Source organism: Paenibacillus mesophilus (assembly GCF_005938385.1).
GTDB lineage: Bacteria > Bacillota > Bacilli > Paenibacillales > NBRC-103111 > Paenibacillus_AB > Paenibacillus_AB mesophilus.
The window spans coordinates 1-17,393 of sequence record NZ_VCRA01000048.1 but is presented as its reverse complement, the minus strand read 5'-3'; the positions used below and the strand labels follow the sequence as shown (position 1 = coordinate 17,393).

The window sequence follows — 17,393 nt, the reverse complement described above, 5'->3', positions numbered from 1 at the left end:
CAAGTATTATTATTCGATTGGTACGAACGTTGACACTCCCCTGATGTACCTGCTATGTTAAAGACCAATGGAACTTGTAAGAATCATCAAATTCTTGAAACGAAGAGGTTCAAAGACGTGGAAGAAACATCGCGAAAATCCGCACAGTTGAAATTGCAGCATATGGTGAATACGATCAGGCAGCAAATCGTATTCGGCTCCTATAAGCAGGGACAGTTTCTTCCTTCTGAAAAGGCGATTGCCAAAGAGTATGAATTGAGTAACGTGACGGTTCGGGAAGGGCTGGATATTCTCGTATCCGAAAGGCTGATCGAGAAAATTCCAAGGATCGGTAATCGGGTCGTTCAACCGGAACAGTACGGGATTAAAGTGATCCAATTTGCCTATTACAAATCGATGATATTGGAAGCGGCTTTGGAGAGGCTCATTGACGGGTTTCATCGCACCTTTCCGAATATACGGGTAAATCTTATACCGATCGATTTCAACGACCCGAAGAAGATGATGTCTTTAATGGACGCTGGAGAAGTCGATGTCTTTTCCATTAATCATCATGGGTTTCTAAAATTTAACGAGATGAACGGAACCGATTACTTGGAACCGCTTGACTTCGATGACGAGACGTACCCGTTTTTAAAGTCCGCCTTTCTGAAAGACGCGCAGTTGAAGGCGAAGCCGTTTCTGTTTTCGCCGCTCGTCCTATGCTACAATATGCAGCATTTTCAGGAACAGGATTTGCTTGAGCCCGATAGCGGGTGGCGTTGGGACCAGTTGTTCGAGTATGCGGATCGCCTGGCCGTCGAGAACAAAAGATTGGGCTTCTATTGCCACGTTTTGTCGCTAAACCGATGGCCGGTCTTTTTTCTGCAGAGTGGGAAAACATTCCAACGTGACGCTCGCGGGAAAGTGGCTATCCGGGGAACTCCGCTGATGGATGGATTAAGGGCGTGCAAAAAGTTTGTCGAACTGCTGAACCGAAATCCGTTATTTCTTTCGGAGAACGAAAAGGATGCGGAGGAATTGTTTTTCAAAGGGAAAGTATCTATGATTATGACAAGTTACCTTCGCTTGAATCATTATGCGCAAAACTTGCAGTTCCCGTTCGAGCTTGCTCCCTTGCCTTATTTGCACGAAGCCGCCACATTGCTGCAAGTGATCGGCTTATCCGTGTACGAACGCTCGAAGTTGAAGGAAAGTGCCAAATGTCTCGTGGATTATTTGACTTCCTACGAAGCGCAGCTGATGATTCGGCAGCATACGCTAAGTATCCCGGCTCTAAAACGGGCCGCAGAATGGAAAGGAGTAGAGCGCAGCTACAGACCGTCGAGATTTTTTATGTACCGGGATATTATCCCCACCTACCGTCCGATCGACTATTTGGAGCTGAGTCAGCAGGAGCTGGATCGGTTTCGAGGAGAAGCGAAGTTATATTGGTCGGGATTGGAGACGGAACAAGATATATGCAAGCGATTGGAAGCCCTATTGGAACATAAACCAGTTGGCAGCTTGTAATTTTTTCAGCCCTTTCGCTTTCCGTCGGGAAGCCGAACGGGCTTTGTTTGTGTTCTGTATAGGTACCACGCTGCTCCATGCTTTGCTGTATAGGTTTGATGAAAGATCGTCGTATCCGTTCCACTGCGGGAAGGGATGTCTTGCCGCTTCGGGATTGTTGGCCCCGCGTTTCTTTAGATCGGGCTACTCGCTTGATCGCGCCTATTTCGGGGGCTTATGGTTAACAGAACTGCCGATCCTACTATTAGAAGCCCACCGACAGACTGGAACAATACGAACGGTTGTGCAAGCCACAAGACGGAAAGGAGTATGGTCGTTAAAGGCTCGACGCTTGTCAGAATGGATGTCTCCACCGGCTTTAAATAACGCAGGCTGGATACGTAAAGAAAAAACGCCAATCCGGTGCCGAATAGGATGATAAACCCGATCAGGAGCAAGGAAAACGAATCCAAGCCATCCAGTGTACTCACATTATCATTTAGCGAATTGCCAAACAGGCCAAAGAAAATGCCGCCGATGAGCATCCCCCATCCGCTTGTCAAAGCCGGTCCCCATTTTTGCAAGAGGTTGATTGGATAAACGGTATAAAAAGCGAAAGTCAAGGAAGTCAGCAGCCCCCACAAAATCCCTTCGATAGAAAGCGCGGTTATATGAAAACTTCCTCCGGTTACGACCAGGAATATTCCGAGAAATGCCGCGAACATCGATATCCATTCTATTGATGCGGGCAACCGTTGTACTCTTAATGCTATATAGACTGCAATTAATAGGGGCCCCAAAAATTGGAATAGCGTTGCGTTTACGGCATTTCCGTTTGCGATTGTATTCATGAAAGAGTACTGCAGGCCGAGAATTCCTACTATGCCGTAAAGAGCGATTTGCAGGTATGCCGATTTTTCTGTCCAGATGATCCAAATATTTTTCTTGCAAGCAAGCAAAGTAATCAAGATGACCAGGCCTGCGGGGATAAGGCGAAGCGGGATCAGCCATTCGACTCTGGTATGGTCGTGATCCAGCAACCATTGAATCATAGTACTTGCTATTCCCCAACATATCGATCCCAATATAATCATGAAAATACCGGTATACCGATTGTTTTTCATCACGAAGCCACCTTCTTTTCACTCGAATATTCTGGTACAAAGTCAGCTCCTAAACGATGGTTTGCACAGTTTCCTGACAATATCCAGGCTGACTGTATAACTGCGCAATTAAACCTTACTTTGTACTATGATATTATAGTCGAGTATTGGTGCCGCGTTTAGCCCCACATTTTCCATTTTGTATGGTATCAGATTGGGAGAGCGAATATGATTGATTTATTGCCGATTTTAACTACGGACAGCCCCGAGCCCTTATACTTGCAGCTGTATAAATACATTCGGAGGCAAATTGAATCCGGGGATATTCCGGCGCATGCGAAAATGCCGTCCAAAAGGAAACTGGCAAACTCTTTAAAGATCAGTCAGAACACGGTCACTACCGCTTATCAGCAATTGGTGGCAGAAGGTTATCTGGATGCCAGGACCAGGAGCGGTCATTATGTGGGAACCGTAGCAGAGGACGGTTTCGTCCCGAGGCCGCTCAGGTCGAAACAGACAATGAAGGAATGGGCCGATGAACGCGACGGATACGACTTTGTGTTTGATCATGCGAGCGTGGATTGCAGCGCTTTTCCATTGGATTCATGGAGGAGGCTGTACAAAGACGTGCTCTTTGAGACAGAGAGTCTTGTGACGCTCGGGGACCCTCAAGGAGACTACGGATTAAGGAATGAAATTTCGGAATACTTGTATCGATCGCGAGGAGTTCAATGCTCACCCGGCCATCTTATTGTCGGCTCCGGAACGCAAACGCTGCTTTTGTTGTTGGTCCAAATCATCGGATGGAATCGAAAGTATGCAATGGAAGATCCGGGGTACTCCAAGGCAAGAAAGGTGCTGCAACACAATGGAGCCCAAATAGAGCCGATCCCGTTGGATCAGGAGGGGCTGAGTATTCGCGCATTACAGGAACAAGAGGTGGACATTGTTTATGTAACGCCTTCACATCAGTTTCCAACGGGGATTGTAATGCCCATCTCAAGAAGATATGAATTGCTTCAATGGGCTGCGGAAAAAAGCGAAAGATATATTATCGAGGACGATTATGATAGTGAATTCAGATATTCGAGCAAACCGATCCCTTCGCTTCAAGGTCTGGATACGAACGGAAAGGTGATCTATATGGGTACTTTCTCAAAAGCACTGATGCCGTCGCTCCGACTCAGTTACATGGTGTTGCCGACTGAGCTTCTGGATATATACCGGGTTCGATTCTCATTTTACTCCCAAACGGTATCGAGGATAGAACAACAAGTGATGGAGCGGTTTATGCGCGAAGGCTTCTGGGCCAGTCATATTCAAAAAATGAGAAACCTGTATGAACGCAAAAAAGAAGTATTGGTGTCCTCATTACGCAGGTCTTTCGGGAATGAATTGCAAATTGAAGGACTGGATGGAGGCTTGCATGTAATAGTAGGATTTGATCGCCCTATTTCGGAGCGGGAATTGATCCGCAGGGCAAAGCAAGAGAAGGTACTTGTGCAATCTTTATCTCTGCATTACGCGGACAATACCCGGCCGGAATTATGTAACATGGTTTTACTGGGGTTCGCGAATCTTACTGCGGATCAAATTCAAGAGGGAGTGCTCCGGTTAGAGAGAGCATGGTCTGACATCGGTGAAAGTCCCTAATTCAAAACGGTTTGGATCAAGTATTGCAACCTCCGGTCCGCTTACACAGCGGATTTGGAGGTTTTTTTTGAAATTTTGCCATTGTAATCAATTGAACATTACAGGTTTATGTACTATAATGAAAACGCATTAAATAAAATCAGATATTAACCAGAAGAACATGGAATGAATCGAGGAGGAACGAGATGGCGAATTATGTGAAAATTAGTTGTTTAAGCGCCCCATTGTGTCCGGTGGCCCCGGAAGTCGACTTGCAGGAAGCCGTCGAAAAAGTGATCTCGTATTGGCGCGAAAAGCTAAAGCAAGTATTGCCGGATCGTCCGGACATTATCGTTTTGCCGGAATGCTGCGATCGCCCCGATGTGACCATGTACCCGGCACAGCGCCGCCAAGAGTATTATCGCCACCGCAAAGATCAGGTTCGCGATTTTTTTGCCGGCGTGGCGAAGGAGCATCGTTGCTATATCGCTTATGCGGCCGTGCGGGAGATGGAGGACGGCACCTTCCGGAATTGTATCCAACTGATTGACCGTACCGGCGCGGTCGTTGGCGTATACAACAAAAATCATCTTGTCATTGCCGAACATGACAAGTATGGAATCCTTTACGGCAAAGAAGCGCCCATTATTGAAACCGATTTTGGCCGGGTGGCATGCGCCATCTGTTTTGATCTGAATTTCGAAGAATTACGGATCAAATACGCGCAGGCGAAGCCTGATCTTATATTGTTCAGCTCCGCTTACCACGGAGGGTTGATGCAAAACTACTGGGCCTACTCTTGCCGAGCTTTTTTTGCCGGTTCCGTCTATACGAAGTCGCCCAGCTCCATTCTTTCTCCGGTGGGGGACGTGATTGGTGAAAGCACGAATTATTTCCACTTCGTCACGCGTACGGTAAATTTGGATTGCCGCGTCATTCATCTCGACTTGAATCGAACCAAATTTAACGCGATCAAAGCGAAATACGGAGCAAAAGTGAATATTTATGACCCCGGTCGGCTTGGGGCGGTCATCATTTCGAGTGAATCGGAGGATTTCACCATCGAGGAGATTATCCGCGAATTCGAACTGGAGCTTTTGGACGATTATATGTCGCGGTCGCTTGCTCACCGTCATGCTCCCGGTCATATTGAATGTTGAAGCTCCGAATTATTGTGCAGAATCTTTAATATAACGAGTCGTTTCCAGTAGTCCCAGGAAGACGCTTTCCGGGACTATTGGAATTCAAGAGGTCAGCCTGTACGACGATTTAAGAATGGAGGGCGATGCAGGATGAGAAAGCGGCACCTCATCGGCATAATCAACCCGGTGTTTTTTGTCTGTTTGTTTATGCTGCTTCATGTCCAGCCTTCGTTAGCGGTCGCAGAGCAGCCGGAGCCTGATCGCGGTGTTTTCGAAGGGACGGTCCCCCTGATGGTGAATCAAAATCAAGGCGAGCCGGGAGAACACCTTGTTCGAACGCCGGAGGAACTGGAGCAGGCAATCGCCACGGCGGTTCCCGGTGATATGATTATGATGCAAGATGGTATTTGGAAAGATATTGATATTATTTTTAAAGCGATCGGCACTGAGGGGAAGCCGATTACTTTAAGGGCCCAGACACAAGGGAAAGTGATCATATCCGGTTCATCCTCGCTTCGCATCTCGGGTCAGTACCTGGTCGTAGACGGCTTGCATTTTAAAGATGGATCATCTTCCCGTTCTCTGCATTTAATTGAATTTAGGGATGGGCAAGACCATGCCTATTATAGCCGCCTTACCAATATCGTGATATCGGAATTTAATAAGGATCGTGCTCGCGTGGATGCTTCAGACACTTGGGTCGGTCTATTCGGTTCGCACAATCGAGTCGATCATTCCTTTTTCCATGGAAAAACAAGTGTAGGCAGAGTGATCATTGTTTGGCGTCCGACCCCTGAAACAAACCATCATCGCATTGATCATAACTATTTTAAAGATATTCCGAGTGACGGCGGCAATGGAACCATCGCCATTCGAATCGGCGATGGAACCCAGGGGATGTCATCCTCTGCTACGATAGTAGAAGGCAATTTATTTGAAAATATGCAGGGATTTGGAAAGATCATCAACATTAAATCAAGCGGCAATACGATCCGCAACAATACATTTGTCAGAGCTTCCGGGAGCATTATGGTTCGACACGGGAATGGCAATCTGATTGAGGGGAACGTCATTCTGCCAGGGCTTGAAGATAAATATACCGGCGGCATCACGCTTATTGGGGAAGATCATATCGTACGAAACAACTACATTCAAGGGACGCGGTCAAGCGGGAAAGCCGCCATCGCGCTAATAGAAGGCGACGCGAATAATTATCCTGGAAAAGGCAGCTATTATCCCAGCAAGAATGTAGTGATTGAAAACAATACGCTCGTCGATAATGACAAAAATATGATTATCGGTCAACTCTATGATCCGAAGACAGAATTGACGGTGCCCGTGGAAAATCTAACCTTCAGAGAAAATGCCGTGCTCGGGAACGGAAATATGACTCCCATGGTCCTGGTATTAGATGAACCTAATGGAGTGACTTATGCCAACAATCAATTTTATAACGGCAGCTTTCATGGCATCAAAGATATTCAAGGAATTGACTTCCAGCAACCCGAACTGCAACTTGGCGAAAATGGAATGTACGGTTACACGAAAGACAATAACTTGAAAGAAAACAAGATTACAACACCGCTTTTAAGGACAGAGGTGGGTCCCGAGTGGGTAAAATCACGATGGGCAGAATTCGGAATTGAAGACAAGCCGTATATGGATTTGCCTGTGAATAATTTGATTAAAGAAACCGTAAACGAAACGGTCAAATCCGAAGGAAGCGGTCTTTCATCAGGTGGAGCCGTTGCCGAGGCAGGCGAGCAGACAGAAAACTATGGATCGTCAAACCGCGGCTTCTTGTACACGAGTTTCGGGATTGTAATCATTATGGCTCTAGCTGCATCAGCTTTGGCTGTTCTTAAACGTCGTAAACGCACGCAGTCATAACTAACATTGTCGGTCTCGGTCTTTGTCTTCAGCCCTTTCACTTCCCGGTGGGAAGTTGAAAGGGCATTATTTGTATGCGGGCGTTGGAATATAACCTCGAAATAATCAGTTGACAAAGTCAGGTTTATTTATTATTTTTTAATAGAGGTAAACTAAATCATAATTAAATCAGAATGCGGGGAGAAATCGATGAAAAAAATGGTGATGCTGCAAGGGAAAGAAATGACGGATAGTATTTTTGCTCAGAAGCATCTGGAGAGGCTTGACAGCATGGGGAGGCTGGTGATCAATCCGATTTCGGGAAAACCGTCGCCCGAGCATGTGGCGGAACTGATCGAAGGAGCGGAAGTAGCAATCACGTCTTGGGGATGCCCGCCGCTTACGTCCGCGATTTTGGATCGCGCTCCCAACTTGAAACTGATTCTGCATGCTGCCGGGACGATCAAAGGCATCGTTGTTCCGGTGGTAGGGGAGAGAGGAATACGAGTCAGCAACGCCAGCGATGCGTTAGGCCAAGGGGTAGCCGAAACGGCGCTCGGTTTGACTATCGTATCACTGAAAAATATTTGGCGGCTTGCACAAAACATGAGAAAAGGGGAGTGGTCCAAGGAAAATGTGACGGAGCTGTACGATATAACGATTGGAGTTATCGGAGCAGGTCGAGCAGGGGGACACTATATACGGTTGTTGCGTCAGTTTAATGTTCGCATATTGGTCTTTGATCCGGCCCAGAGCGAGGAGCGGATCAAGGAAATGGGGGCGGTTCTGGTGAGTCTGGAACAACTTCTGCGGGAATCCGATGTCGTTTCGATTCACGCGCCGGCCATTCCGGAAACGGCGGGGATGCTGAACGAAGAAAGATTGTCCTTGATGAAGAACGAGGCCATCCTCATCAACACCGCCCGGGGGACCATCATCGACGAAGCCGCTCTGACAGCGGAACTGACCAAGGGGAGACTTTGGGCGTGTCTGGATGTGACTTATCCGGAGCCGGCGGCGGCCGATCATCCGTTTCGTTCTTTGCCCAATGTGATCCTGACACCGCATATTGCCGGCGCGGTCAATAACGGCAAGCGGCGGATCGCCGCTTACGTCATCGACGAGTTGGATCGATTCCAAAAAGGGCTTCCGATGCACGGAGAAGTCAATCTGAGCAACTTACACGTGATGGCCTGAAGTCTGAACTCGAAGTCGCCCGTTCGGGCGGTCGCATTCAGTTGGAGCGGTATTCGCCGAAGAAATGTGACAGCGCTTACGATAACGCTTACAGTAAAACAAATCGTAACCAACGGGGAGGATTTTACCAAATGATAAAACGTATATCCGCATGGACCTTATGCGCGGGCCTTGCGCTCGGAACGTTAACGGCTTGCAGCGGGCTGAAGACGGACAATGTGGCCGACCCGGCCAAGCCGGGGGAGAAAGCTTCGGTGAAAGGCATTGACGAACCGGCGACCATATTCATGTACTCCGTTGATGCTACGAAAACGGAAACGTTCGATCTGTTATGGGGGGACCGGTTAAGAAAAAAATTCCCGAAATTAACGGTTGAGTTTTTACAGGAGAGTAAGGGAAATACGATCCAAGATTTGGCGGCCCGCAAGCAAATTCCGGATATTATCCGGGTAGGCTTCAATACATTGCGCGAGGACTACCTCGACATTGGTTTGGGCTATGATATGCGCCCGATCATTGAGAAGCACAAATACGATCTGTCCAAGTTCGAGCCTTCCCTGATGACCCGGATCGTGAACGAGGCGCCGAAAGGCGAACTGTTCGGCCTGCCTATTACGGGCAGTACGAATAGCCTGGCCATGTTCTACAACAAGGACATCTTCGATAAGTTCGGACTCCCGTATCCGACGGACAACATGACTTGGGACGATGTGTACGAATTGACCAAAAAAATCGGGCGAACGGAAGGAGGGGGCGTGTACAAAGGATTTACCGGCCTCACTCCCAACATTTTGCGATACAACCAGCTGGGGCTGCCCTTCATAGATCCGAATGCGAACAAAATTTACGATACGGAGAAATGGAAAGCGGTATTCAACAATTTTCTGCGGTTTTATGAATTGCCAAATAATCCATTCGGGGAAAACTTAACGGACCATTATAACGACTTCAGCAAGAAACTCAATGTGGCGATGCATCTGAGCAACCACGGCGATTACCGTTCGTTCCCCGATAAGATGAATTGGGACATCATGGCCATCCCGGCAATGAAGGGAATCGCCCCTAACAGCGGAGGCGTCGGCGCGGCTTACTGGGCCATTACGCAGCAAGCGCCGGATAAGGAGCTCGCCTTCCAGGTCATCTCGTATTTGTTGTCTGAAGAAGTGCAAATCGCGAATGCCCGATTAGGCTATATTCCGTCCGTCGTGGATCAAAAAATATTTGACAGTTTCGGTTTGGATGATCCAAAGCTGCAAGGGAAAAACCGGAAAGCATTTTTCGCCCATCCTTACGCACCTGCTCCCGCCAAGCGCGATCCAAGCCTGATCCGGTTCAATGAGAGCGATCAGGCCAATATCTTCAGGGACGTCCTGGTTAATGTGGCGCAAAATAAAACGGACATCAACACGGCATTGCGGGAAGCTACGGAACTGATTGACAAGAAGTTCAAGGAAGCGGCGGCAAAATAAATCAAGGGCAGGCGTCTGTGCGCTGTATGGTTCAAAAGCGAGGTTGGCCCCGCCTGGTTCGAAGTGGAGTGAACGCGACATGAAATCATGGAAGCTGCTTGTTGCAGCCTGCTGCGCCTTATGCTTCTGCGCGCTGGACGATGCCGGAAATCATGCGGCACAGGCGCAACAAGCCGCTGCCCCGGCGGCCGCTGAGGGAAATCCTCATGCGGCCAAGCCGGGCGAGAAGCTTGTTGCGACTGCAGAGACGCTCGAAGCGGCGATTGCCGCGGCTGTTCCCGGCGATGTGATTACGATGCAGGACGGCGTTTGGAACAATATCAATATCGTCTTCAAAGGGAACGGTACGGAGCAAAAACCAATCACGTTAAGGGCGCAGAATGCCGGCAAAGTCATTATTTCGGGAGCGTCCTCGCTGCAATTATCCGGCGAGTATCTCGTCGTGGACGGTCTGCATTTCAAGGACGGAGCCTCGTCCAAAAGCTTGCATCTGATCGAATTCAGGGTCGGCAGCCAGCCAGCCAATCATAGCCGGTTAACGAATGTTGTCGTCTCGGGGTTCAACAAGAATCGCACGCGCACGGATTCTACGGACGTTTGGGTCGGTCTGTTCGGCAGCCATAATCGAGTCGATCATTGTTTGTTTCAAGGCAAAACAAGCGAGAGCGTTCTTATGATCGTATGGCGTTCGACCGATGATCCGAACTATCATCGGATCGATCACAACTATTTCAAAGATATTCCGAGCCTCGGCGTTGCAGGGGCCACGGCGATCCGGATTGGTGATGGAACGCATGCGCTGTCTTCTTCCTATACGACGGTCGAGAATAACATCTTCGAGAATATGCAGGGAACCGGGAAGATTGTCAACATGAAGTCGGGCGGAAACACGATCCGCAACAATACGTTTGTCAACGCCTCGGGAAGCATCGAAGTGAGACAAGGCAACGGCAATGTCATCGAAGGGAATTTTATCCTGCCGGCGAAAGAAGAGCGCTATACCGGCGGGATCGTCCTGATCGGGCAAGATCATATTGTGCGAAACAACTATATTCAAGGCATACGTTCGAGCGGGAGACCGGCTATCGTGATTTATGAAGGAGAGCCGAACAACTATCCCGGCAAAGGCGGCTATTATCCGAGCAAAAATGTGGTGATCGCCAATAACACCCTCGTCGATAATGATAAACATTTTACGATCGGAGAGCTGTATGATCCGAAAACTGAAATTACTGTGCCGGTGGAAAATTTGACGATCAAGGACAACGTGTTGCTGGGGAATGGGAGTATGATTCCGATTATGGTCGTGTTGGATCAACCGAACGGGATAACTTACGAAGGAAACCAGTTTTTCAACAGCAATTTTTTGGGAATCGAGAGCGTGCCGGGAATCGCCAAAGAACAGCCGCAGCTCGTGCTCGGAGAAGACGGCATGTACCATTACACGGAGGATAGTCCATACAAACGCAATATGACGACAACGCCGTTAAAGCGTATCGAGGTCGGTCCGGTATGGATTCAGGCGAACTGGGACGCGTTCGGCATCAAGGATACGCCGTATGTGGATCAGCCAGTGAAAAACTTGCTTTCGGCAATGCCGACACACGAAACATTGCTGGAGGATTCCAAGTTTGCGTCGGATGACTCGCAGGACAGGGGACTCCGCAGCGATTATTTGTATGGCATCGCAGGTTTTGCGGCAATTGCGGCAATCGGCGTCTCGCTGATCGTTAGAAGGCGTTCCGCGACGAAAGCGAAGTAGACGAAAGGAGCACGGCATGAAAGTATCGTATGGCCATTCGGAATTGGGGTGTTTTAATAATGGAGCATGTTTTTATTTCCAAACAGGATCAGTTGGAGAAGAAACTGGAGCAATGGAAGGAGCAGGCAGGGTCGAATATTAAAATAGATGTTCAGAAATCATTTTCCGGGCACAATGTGTATGCGATTACATTAACGGACTTCTCCGTTCGACGTGAGGAGCAAACAGCCCTTTATGTGGCACAACCTCATGCACACGAACCGGCAACGACAGCAGGGATGGTTGATGTGATCGAGCAGCTGGTTACCGGTAAAGATTTATTAGGTAATCCAACGACCATTGATCGGCATAAAGTTCTTTCACAAATGATTCTAACCTTTAACCCTATAGGAAATCCCTACGGCAGGGAGAATGCACCATACTTGTACTGGGATGGGTCGGAAGTAACGAATGAGCAATTTTGGTGTATTATGCGGGGGGAAGAACCCGATGCTCCGGGGAAAATGTGGGACCGGCTTGATATATTCGATACGCGTGAAATCAAAGTGCCCGATCCTATTGGCATTGTTTATGAACCGATAGACGAATTTAGGTACGTGGAGCCCAATCGCAGTCAGCTTTCTTCCTTTTTTAAATTATTCCATCAGATGGATAAGCAATTTCAATATCAATACTGGCTTGATCTGCATCAAACGGAGTTTGCCAGATCTGCTAGTCAGTGTTTAGTTATGCTCCCTCTTGACGATGTACGAATCGATAAACAGATCAAGGATGAGAATGAGGCATGGGCCGGGCAAATATCCCAGGCTTGGCAAGAGGAAGGGTTTAGAGTCACACCTCCATTTCCATTACCCTATGTTGGTCAGCAGGCCGAATATATCCGCAAAAATTGGGGGGAAATCGATAGGAGAATAAATCGGATCACGATTGAAGTCAAGAATAATGCTGCTGACACTCCGCCAAGACGGCAGATGGATGCTATAGAATCATCGATATTAAAGACGCTCCGGCGATTAACCAATTCATAAGAGGATAGTTCGGGTTCATAGAAATGCGAAAGAGTGGTGAACTTGCATTGGATACGGGAAGGAATATACCTGCTAAAAGCGTCCATTTTGCTTTTGCAGGGGATAGTATTACGTGGGGAGACGGAATGTTAGATGATAGCTTTGTAGCCGCTGCGGACCAGTATATCCGCACCCGGCTAGCAGCAACGATCCTTCCTCACGAGCTTGAAGTGTCGGGCATAGCGGAGAAAGTAGAAAGCCGCAAGTTTTACTTGGGATCCGCGTTAAGATTACTAAAGGAAGGAAGCGAAGCAAGCTTCACTCTTGAAGGAGATGAACTGAGTATCGTCCAAGGAATTGAGCGCGGTTCACGGCCGGGTTCGTTGATCGAATTATATGTCGATGGAGTGCTGCATGATACGTTCTCTAATTCCAATTATTCCCCATGCGGAACGGAGCAGCTGCAGTTTAAAGGAGATGGCCGATCAGACACGTTCGATCTCGGACGCTGTCAAACATACGGTCATGATGTCACTGTGGATAATGAGCAGCTTAAAGGGATACATAATACCGCTGGTTACGGAGGCTTATTTCCGGAGGGGCAAGATTATCTTATTATTCGCAAGTACGCTTTGGATGCAGTGACGAATAACACGAATGTGCATCATCACGTATGGTTCAAAAGTCCGCCTCGCAACGGATCGAAAATAGAAGTAACGCAAAGCTACGGCGAGAATATAGCCTATGCCAAGACGACCGTAGGAGAGATGGAGACGGATTTCGGTTCACCGCTTGAGAGCAGGTTTGGCGATGGAGGCTTTGATAATGCTGGTGTCAAGCATCAGACTTCATTAAGCTACGGGATGGACTTCCGGGAGACGGACCAACGCGCGGTGAAAACGTGGAAATTTCCGACCCATGCGAAACGGAGATTTGTGCTCCGGATTAAAGGGATTGATACGAACGGCAGTGGAGAAAGGGGAGGGGACCCCTATTTTATTTTTAATTTTGCAACTAATCGCTTTCATCAATTGACTAATGCAGGGATAGGCGGATGGACCGCTCGACAATTCAACACCGATCAGGGATTGCGCAATACGTTTCATCTTATGAAAAAAAGACCGGATATCGTGTTCATAGAACTGGGAACCAATGACGATTGGGACACTGGGAATGAATATGTAGCTACACGCCGGATAATCGTAACCGAGCAGCAGCTGCGTAGAATGCCGACCCTTTTTTTGAAATATTGTGCGTATAACGGAGATGGATATTATAACGTCGATACAGCAGAGCTGGTTGTTGCGGATAGCAATGCGAATAGTGTCACCATTAACGGCGAAAGCACAGAATTAGGCGGAGTCCGGAAGGGCGATGTAGTTGTAATCGGGAATTATGATGGGGATAATCGTAATATTTTGTCCCGAATTATCGAGCATTGGGATGCAGCAACTCGGACGGCGACGTTCGGAAAGCCTCTTCACCCAACACCCGTCACCAAAACAGTTGGCGGATTTACAGGTCAGGCCGTTCGAATCAAACGGATCGAGGGCTATATCGGGCAGCTTGAACTAATGATTGATACGATCCTGAAGGCCAATCGGGATGTACAGATCGCGTTGGTCGACACAGGTTTAAGCAACTTTTATACCCGTTTATTGATGGGTTACCCAGAGAAGCTGGATGAACTGGCAAAACGGAAAAATGTGTTTCGAGTTCATGCCTATCAGGCGTTGATGGATTGGCAGTATTCACAGCCCCAGGATATTCAACTTTATATCGGGAATGACCGAGCTATGAAATCTACGGGAGCAAATGAGTATTTTCTTTTATCGGCAGATGGCAAGGACATTAATCGGGTACACGGGACGCAGCTGCGGAATTGGTCAGTCCTGGTCGATGGGGTTGAAAGATACGGAGATGATTGTTTTATCGAGGGCGGATATGCGCTTGCTTTCAAAACGACGGTCGATCGGCTGGATTTGACCATCACGGATTGGGATAGTCATGGTCGGGGAAGAAACCCGCGTATGGAGTATCGGTTTATCCCGCCCAAGCTCGTATTTACTAGTCATGTGCCTCCGCAAGGAGCAACGATTGACGTCAAGATTGCCTCGGACAAATGGAGTGCCGATGACACTCATTTGAACCGAAGGGCCGGCGTTGACATTTACTCACAAGAAATCATCAAAACTTTGGACGCTATGATCCATCAGCGAGCAATTGACGAAAAGCGATGAAAGGATGGAGTTACTTGACGCATCGGGCCGTGCTGTGTCTGATCTGTTTACTTGCACTAGCGTTGTTTGGCTCCGATCACCCTTTCGCACGGGCACAAACGGATGAACGACTTGTAAAAACGCCGGCGGAACTCGAGGCGGCAATCGCGGATGCCGAGCCGGGTGATGTCATTCTGATGCAAGACGGAGTTTGGAAAGATATTCGGCGATTGAGGTATACGACGGGCAACCGGACAATACGCCAGGAAAAGGCGGTTATTATCCGAGCAAAAACATTTCAATTTCCAATAATACATTTGTCTTTCTCGGCATCCGTAATGCGGATCCTCAATTGAAACTTGGGGAAGATGGCTTGTATCACTATGCCGAAAGTAGTCCATTAAAAAACAATATCAAATCTGCACCGTTAAAAAGGACAGAGGTTGGTCCCGAATGGGCCAAAGCGCAATGGGGTGAATTTGGCATTGAAGATAAGCCCTACGTAGAGCAGCCTATCAAGGATGTTAATGCTATATCGAGAGATGAAACCGAAATATCAGAGATAACTCCTGAGACTTCAAAAAACGATTATAGCTATATCATTATCGGCTTAATTGTGATTATAGCTATGGGAATATTGTAGATCGCGAAAAAGCGTACGGTGCATGAATGAGTCGTTGGACGGAATATCTGAACAGTCACTATCGAAATAATTAGCACAATCACCAGGATCTTCTTGGTATCAGTTTGTAATTCCACAACCGGTAGAAAGGAGACTCCGTAAAAGCCGTTTCGTTCAGGCTCGTTAGCAAGAGGGGGAACTAACCAAATAAGCGCACAAGGAGATGTGTTCACACATGAACATGTTCAAAGCGATTGCAGGTTCCGCGCTACTGTTCGGATTGGCGGCAGTCGTCGGATGTTCGGGCAGTACGAAGGAGGCGGGGAACGAGTCGGCTACACCCGCTCCCGCGCAATCCGAAAAACCGCCGGAGCCGGTGACGGTCAAGTTCGCCATGGGCGGAAGCTTGATTACAGAAGAAGATTTCATTACTTTTATGAAATTGCCGGTCAGCAAAGTGTATCCGCACATTACCCTGGAGCGAATCGACTACGTCCAGAAAGGATATTCGTTGACCGATCTTGTGGCGGCCAGAGAAATTCCCGATCTATATATGGCCGGCCCGCTCGATATATCGCAGTTTTCCGAGCTGGGGCTGGAAAACTCGATCGAGGATCTGATCAAGTCGAACAATTTCGACACTTCGCGCATTAATCCGGTTATCTTAAATACGATTAAAGAGACGACGGGACGAAACGATTTAATCGGGCTGCCGTTTTACAACCAGCCGTTCGCTCTGTTTTACAACAAAGATTTATTCGACAAAGCTGCCACCGCGTACCCGAAAGATAATATGACATGGGAGCAAGTGCGCGACCTGGCCGTCAAATTTAGAAAAGAGGAAGGAGGTGTATCTTATTACGGGCTTTATACCGACAACATTTTCCGCGGCGCTTACCAGTTGAGCTTGCCATGGGTCGATGTGAAAACGAACAAGAGCATGCTGCAATCGCCGGGGTGGAAAGAGCTGTTCGAGCTTTGGTCCAGCTTGTACCTCATACCGGGTCCAACCCCTAAAGGAAGCGACAATGCGGGCTTGTTTACGAAAGGAAACTTGGCCATCTTCGTCAGCTCACCTACCCGCGCCCGATCAATGCGGACGATTCAAGGGCTGAACTGGGATATTGTCACCTATCCGCAAAATCCGAAAGCCCCTGGCTTCGGCCCGCGTGTCGATCCGAATTTCATCTTCATTCCGAACGGAGCGAAGCAAAGGGATGCTGCTTTTAAAGTGATATCTGTCTTGCTGTCCGATGCCGTACAGCGCGATATGTCGCGCAAATTATGGATGTCCGTGTTGACGGATCAATCGATTCATAACGAATTCGGCAAAAACTACCCCGATCTGGCCGACAAAAATATGGTTGCTTTTACGAAGCTGAAGATGGCAGGTATCCAAACGTTCGGAGGCGTCGCCGCACATAAGTTTGCGAACGACGCGCTGAACGAAATCGTATTCGACGGAAAAGATATTAACACGGCGATGCGTGAAGCTGACGAAAAGCTGAACAAAGCGCTTGAGGAGCTGAAAGCACGGAAGAATTAAGCGGATTCATTTAGAAAATAGTTTAATTAGGGCTTGCTGAACGGAATAAATCAAGTCGGTTGTCGACGCAAACGAAGATTCAGGAGCAAGTGGTTATTATGTGGGTTATTTCCTAATGAAAGGCAATGTTTGTGTCGCAGAACAGGAAAAAATAGGGTGACAAAAACATTATCTCATTAATTGCCGCGTTAATCGCGGCTTTTTTTATGTGCGCCACGCATGGCGACTAACTAGGCGGTGAAAGTCCGCTGTGGGGGCATGTAGTGGCCAACCACTAGCCAAGAGCAAGGGTGTCCATCGCGAGGTGGAATCTGAAGGAAGCTGGAGGCAAACT

At 48.0% G+C, this 17,393-nt stretch carries 12 protein-coding genes; 11 read left to right on the top strand and 1 reads right to left on the bottom strand.

Annotation, left to right across the window (positions count from 1 at the left end; translation table 11 throughout):
* Nucleotides 1–117: 117 nt before the first annotated feature.
* Nucleotides 118–1,512, top strand: a complete 1,395-nt coding sequence (locus FE783_RS35640; RefSeq protein WP_158302217.1) for an extracellular solute-binding protein — start codon at nucleotides 118–120, stop codon at nucleotides 1,510–1,512.
* A 173-nt stretch (nucleotides 1,513–1,685) separates the two neighbouring features.
* On the opposite strand, the gene FE783_RS35635 is transcribed toward FE783_RS35640, so the two are convergent.
* Entirely contained in the window at nucleotides 1,686–2,615 is a 930-nt protein-coding gene (locus FE783_RS35635) for a DMT family transporter (RefSeq protein WP_138884170.1), read from the bottom strand.
* Nucleotides 2,616–2,822: 207 nt separating this feature from the next.
* Between FE783_RS35635 and pdxR the strand changes: the two genes are divergently transcribed.
* The 10 genes from pdxR to FE783_RS35580 all read left to right on the top strand — a co-directional run bounded on the left by pdxR (nucleotide 2,823) and on the right by FE783_RS35580 (nucleotide 17,059).
* Nucleotides 2,823–4,247 carry a MocR-like pyridoxine biosynthesis transcription factor PdxR gene (gene pdxR, locus FE783_RS35630; protein WP_138884169.1) on the top strand — a complete coding sequence of 475 codons (1,425 nt, stop codon included), beginning with the start codon at nucleotides 2,823–2,825 and terminating at the stop codon, nucleotides 4,245–4,247.
* Between the two features lie 185 nt (nucleotides 4,248–4,432).
* Complete coding sequence (locus FE783_RS35625) at nucleotides 4,433–5,386, top strand: carbon-nitrogen hydrolase family protein (protein WP_138884168.1); 954 nt, start codon at nucleotides 4,433–4,435, stop codon at nucleotides 5,384–5,386.
* A 132-nt stretch (nucleotides 5,387–5,518) separates the two neighbouring features.
* Nucleotides 5,519–7,258, top strand: a complete 1,740-nt coding sequence (locus FE783_RS35620) for a polysaccharide lyase 6 family protein (RefSeq protein ID WP_138884167.1) — start codon at nucleotides 5,519–5,521, stop codon at nucleotides 7,256–7,258.
* A 189-nt stretch (nucleotides 7,259–7,447) separates the two neighbouring features.
* Nucleotides 7,448–8,434, top strand: a complete 987-nt coding sequence (locus tag FE783_RS35615) for a hydroxyacid dehydrogenase (protein ID WP_138884166.1) — start codon at nucleotides 7,448–7,450, stop codon at nucleotides 8,432–8,434.
* Nucleotides 8,435–8,565: 131 nt separating this feature from the next.
* Entirely contained in the window at nucleotides 8,566–9,903 is a 1,338-nt protein-coding gene (locus FE783_RS35610; protein WP_138884165.1) for an ABC transporter substrate-binding protein, read from the top strand.
* 79 nt (nucleotides 9,904–9,982) lie between these two features.
* Nucleotides 9,983–11,665 carry a polysaccharide lyase 6 family protein gene (locus FE783_RS35605; protein WP_138884164.1) on the top strand — a complete coding sequence of 561 codons (1,683 nt, stop codon included), beginning with the start codon at nucleotides 9,983–9,985 and terminating at the stop codon, nucleotides 11,663–11,665.
* A 59-nt stretch (nucleotides 11,666–11,724) separates the two neighbouring features.
* Nucleotides 11,725–12,693 carry a M14 family metallopeptidase gene (locus tag FE783_RS35600; RefSeq protein ID WP_138884163.1) on the top strand — a complete coding sequence of 323 codons (969 nt, stop codon included), beginning with the start codon at nucleotides 11,725–11,727 and terminating at the stop codon, nucleotides 12,691–12,693.
* 125 nt (nucleotides 12,694–12,818) lie between these two features.
* Nucleotides 12,819–14,912: an SGNH/GDSL hydrolase family protein gene (locus tag FE783_RS35595; RefSeq protein ID WP_138884162.1), complete on the top strand. Its 2,094-nt coding sequence runs from the start codon at nucleotides 12,819–12,821 to the stop codon at nucleotides 14,910–14,912.
* A 190-nt stretch (nucleotides 14,913–15,102) separates the two neighbouring features.
* Nucleotides 15,103–15,534 carry a hypothetical protein gene (locus tag FE783_RS35585; RefSeq protein WP_238403389.1) on the top strand — a complete coding sequence of 144 codons (432 nt, stop codon included), beginning with the start codon at nucleotides 15,103–15,105 and terminating at the stop codon, nucleotides 15,532–15,534.
* A gap of 214 nt (nucleotides 15,535–15,748) precedes the next feature.
* The gene (locus FE783_RS35580) at nucleotides 15,749–17,059 is read left to right on the top strand and encodes an extracellular solute-binding protein (protein ID WP_158302215.1); all 1,311 of its coding nucleotides are present in this window, start codon (nucleotides 15,749–15,751) and stop codon (nucleotides 17,057–17,059) included.
* The last annotated feature ends 334 nt before the right edge of the window (nucleotides 17,060–17,393 follow it).

Coding starts and splice junctions, on each gene's coding strand:
- FE783_RS35635 (WP_138884170.1), bottom strand. CDS start 2,615: ATGAAAAACAATCGGTATACCGGTATTTTCATGATTATATTGGGATCG.
- pdxR (WP_138884169.1), top strand. CDS start 2,823: ATGATTGATTTATTGCCGATTTTAACTACGGACAGCCCCGAGCCCTTA.
- FE783_RS35625 (WP_138884168.1), top strand. CDS start 4,433: ATGGCGAATTATGTGAAAATTAGTTGTTTAAGCGCCCCATTGTGTCCG.
- FE783_RS35620 (WP_138884167.1), top strand. CDS start 5,519: ATGAGAAAGCGGCACCTCATCGGCATAATCAACCCGGTGTTTTTTGTC.
- FE783_RS35615 (WP_138884166.1), top strand. CDS start 7,448: ATGAAAAAAATGGTGATGCTGCAAGGGAAAGAAATGACGGATAGTATT.
- FE783_RS35610 (WP_138884165.1), top strand. CDS start 8,566: ATGATAAAACGTATATCCGCATGGACCTTATGCGCGGGCCTTGCGCTC.
- FE783_RS35605 (WP_138884164.1), top strand. CDS start 9,983: ATGAAATCATGGAAGCTGCTTGTTGCAGCCTGCTGCGCCTTATGCTTC.
- FE783_RS35600 (WP_138884163.1), top strand. CDS start 11,725: ATGGAGCATGTTTTTATTTCCAAACAGGATCAGTTGGAGAAGAAACTG.
- FE783_RS35595 (WP_138884162.1), top strand. CDS start 12,819: ATGTTAGATGATAGCTTTGTAGCCGCTGCGGACCAGTATATCCGCACC.
- FE783_RS35580 (WP_158302215.1), top strand. CDS start 15,749: ATGAACATGTTCAAAGCGATTGCAGGTTCCGCGCTACTGTTCGGATTG.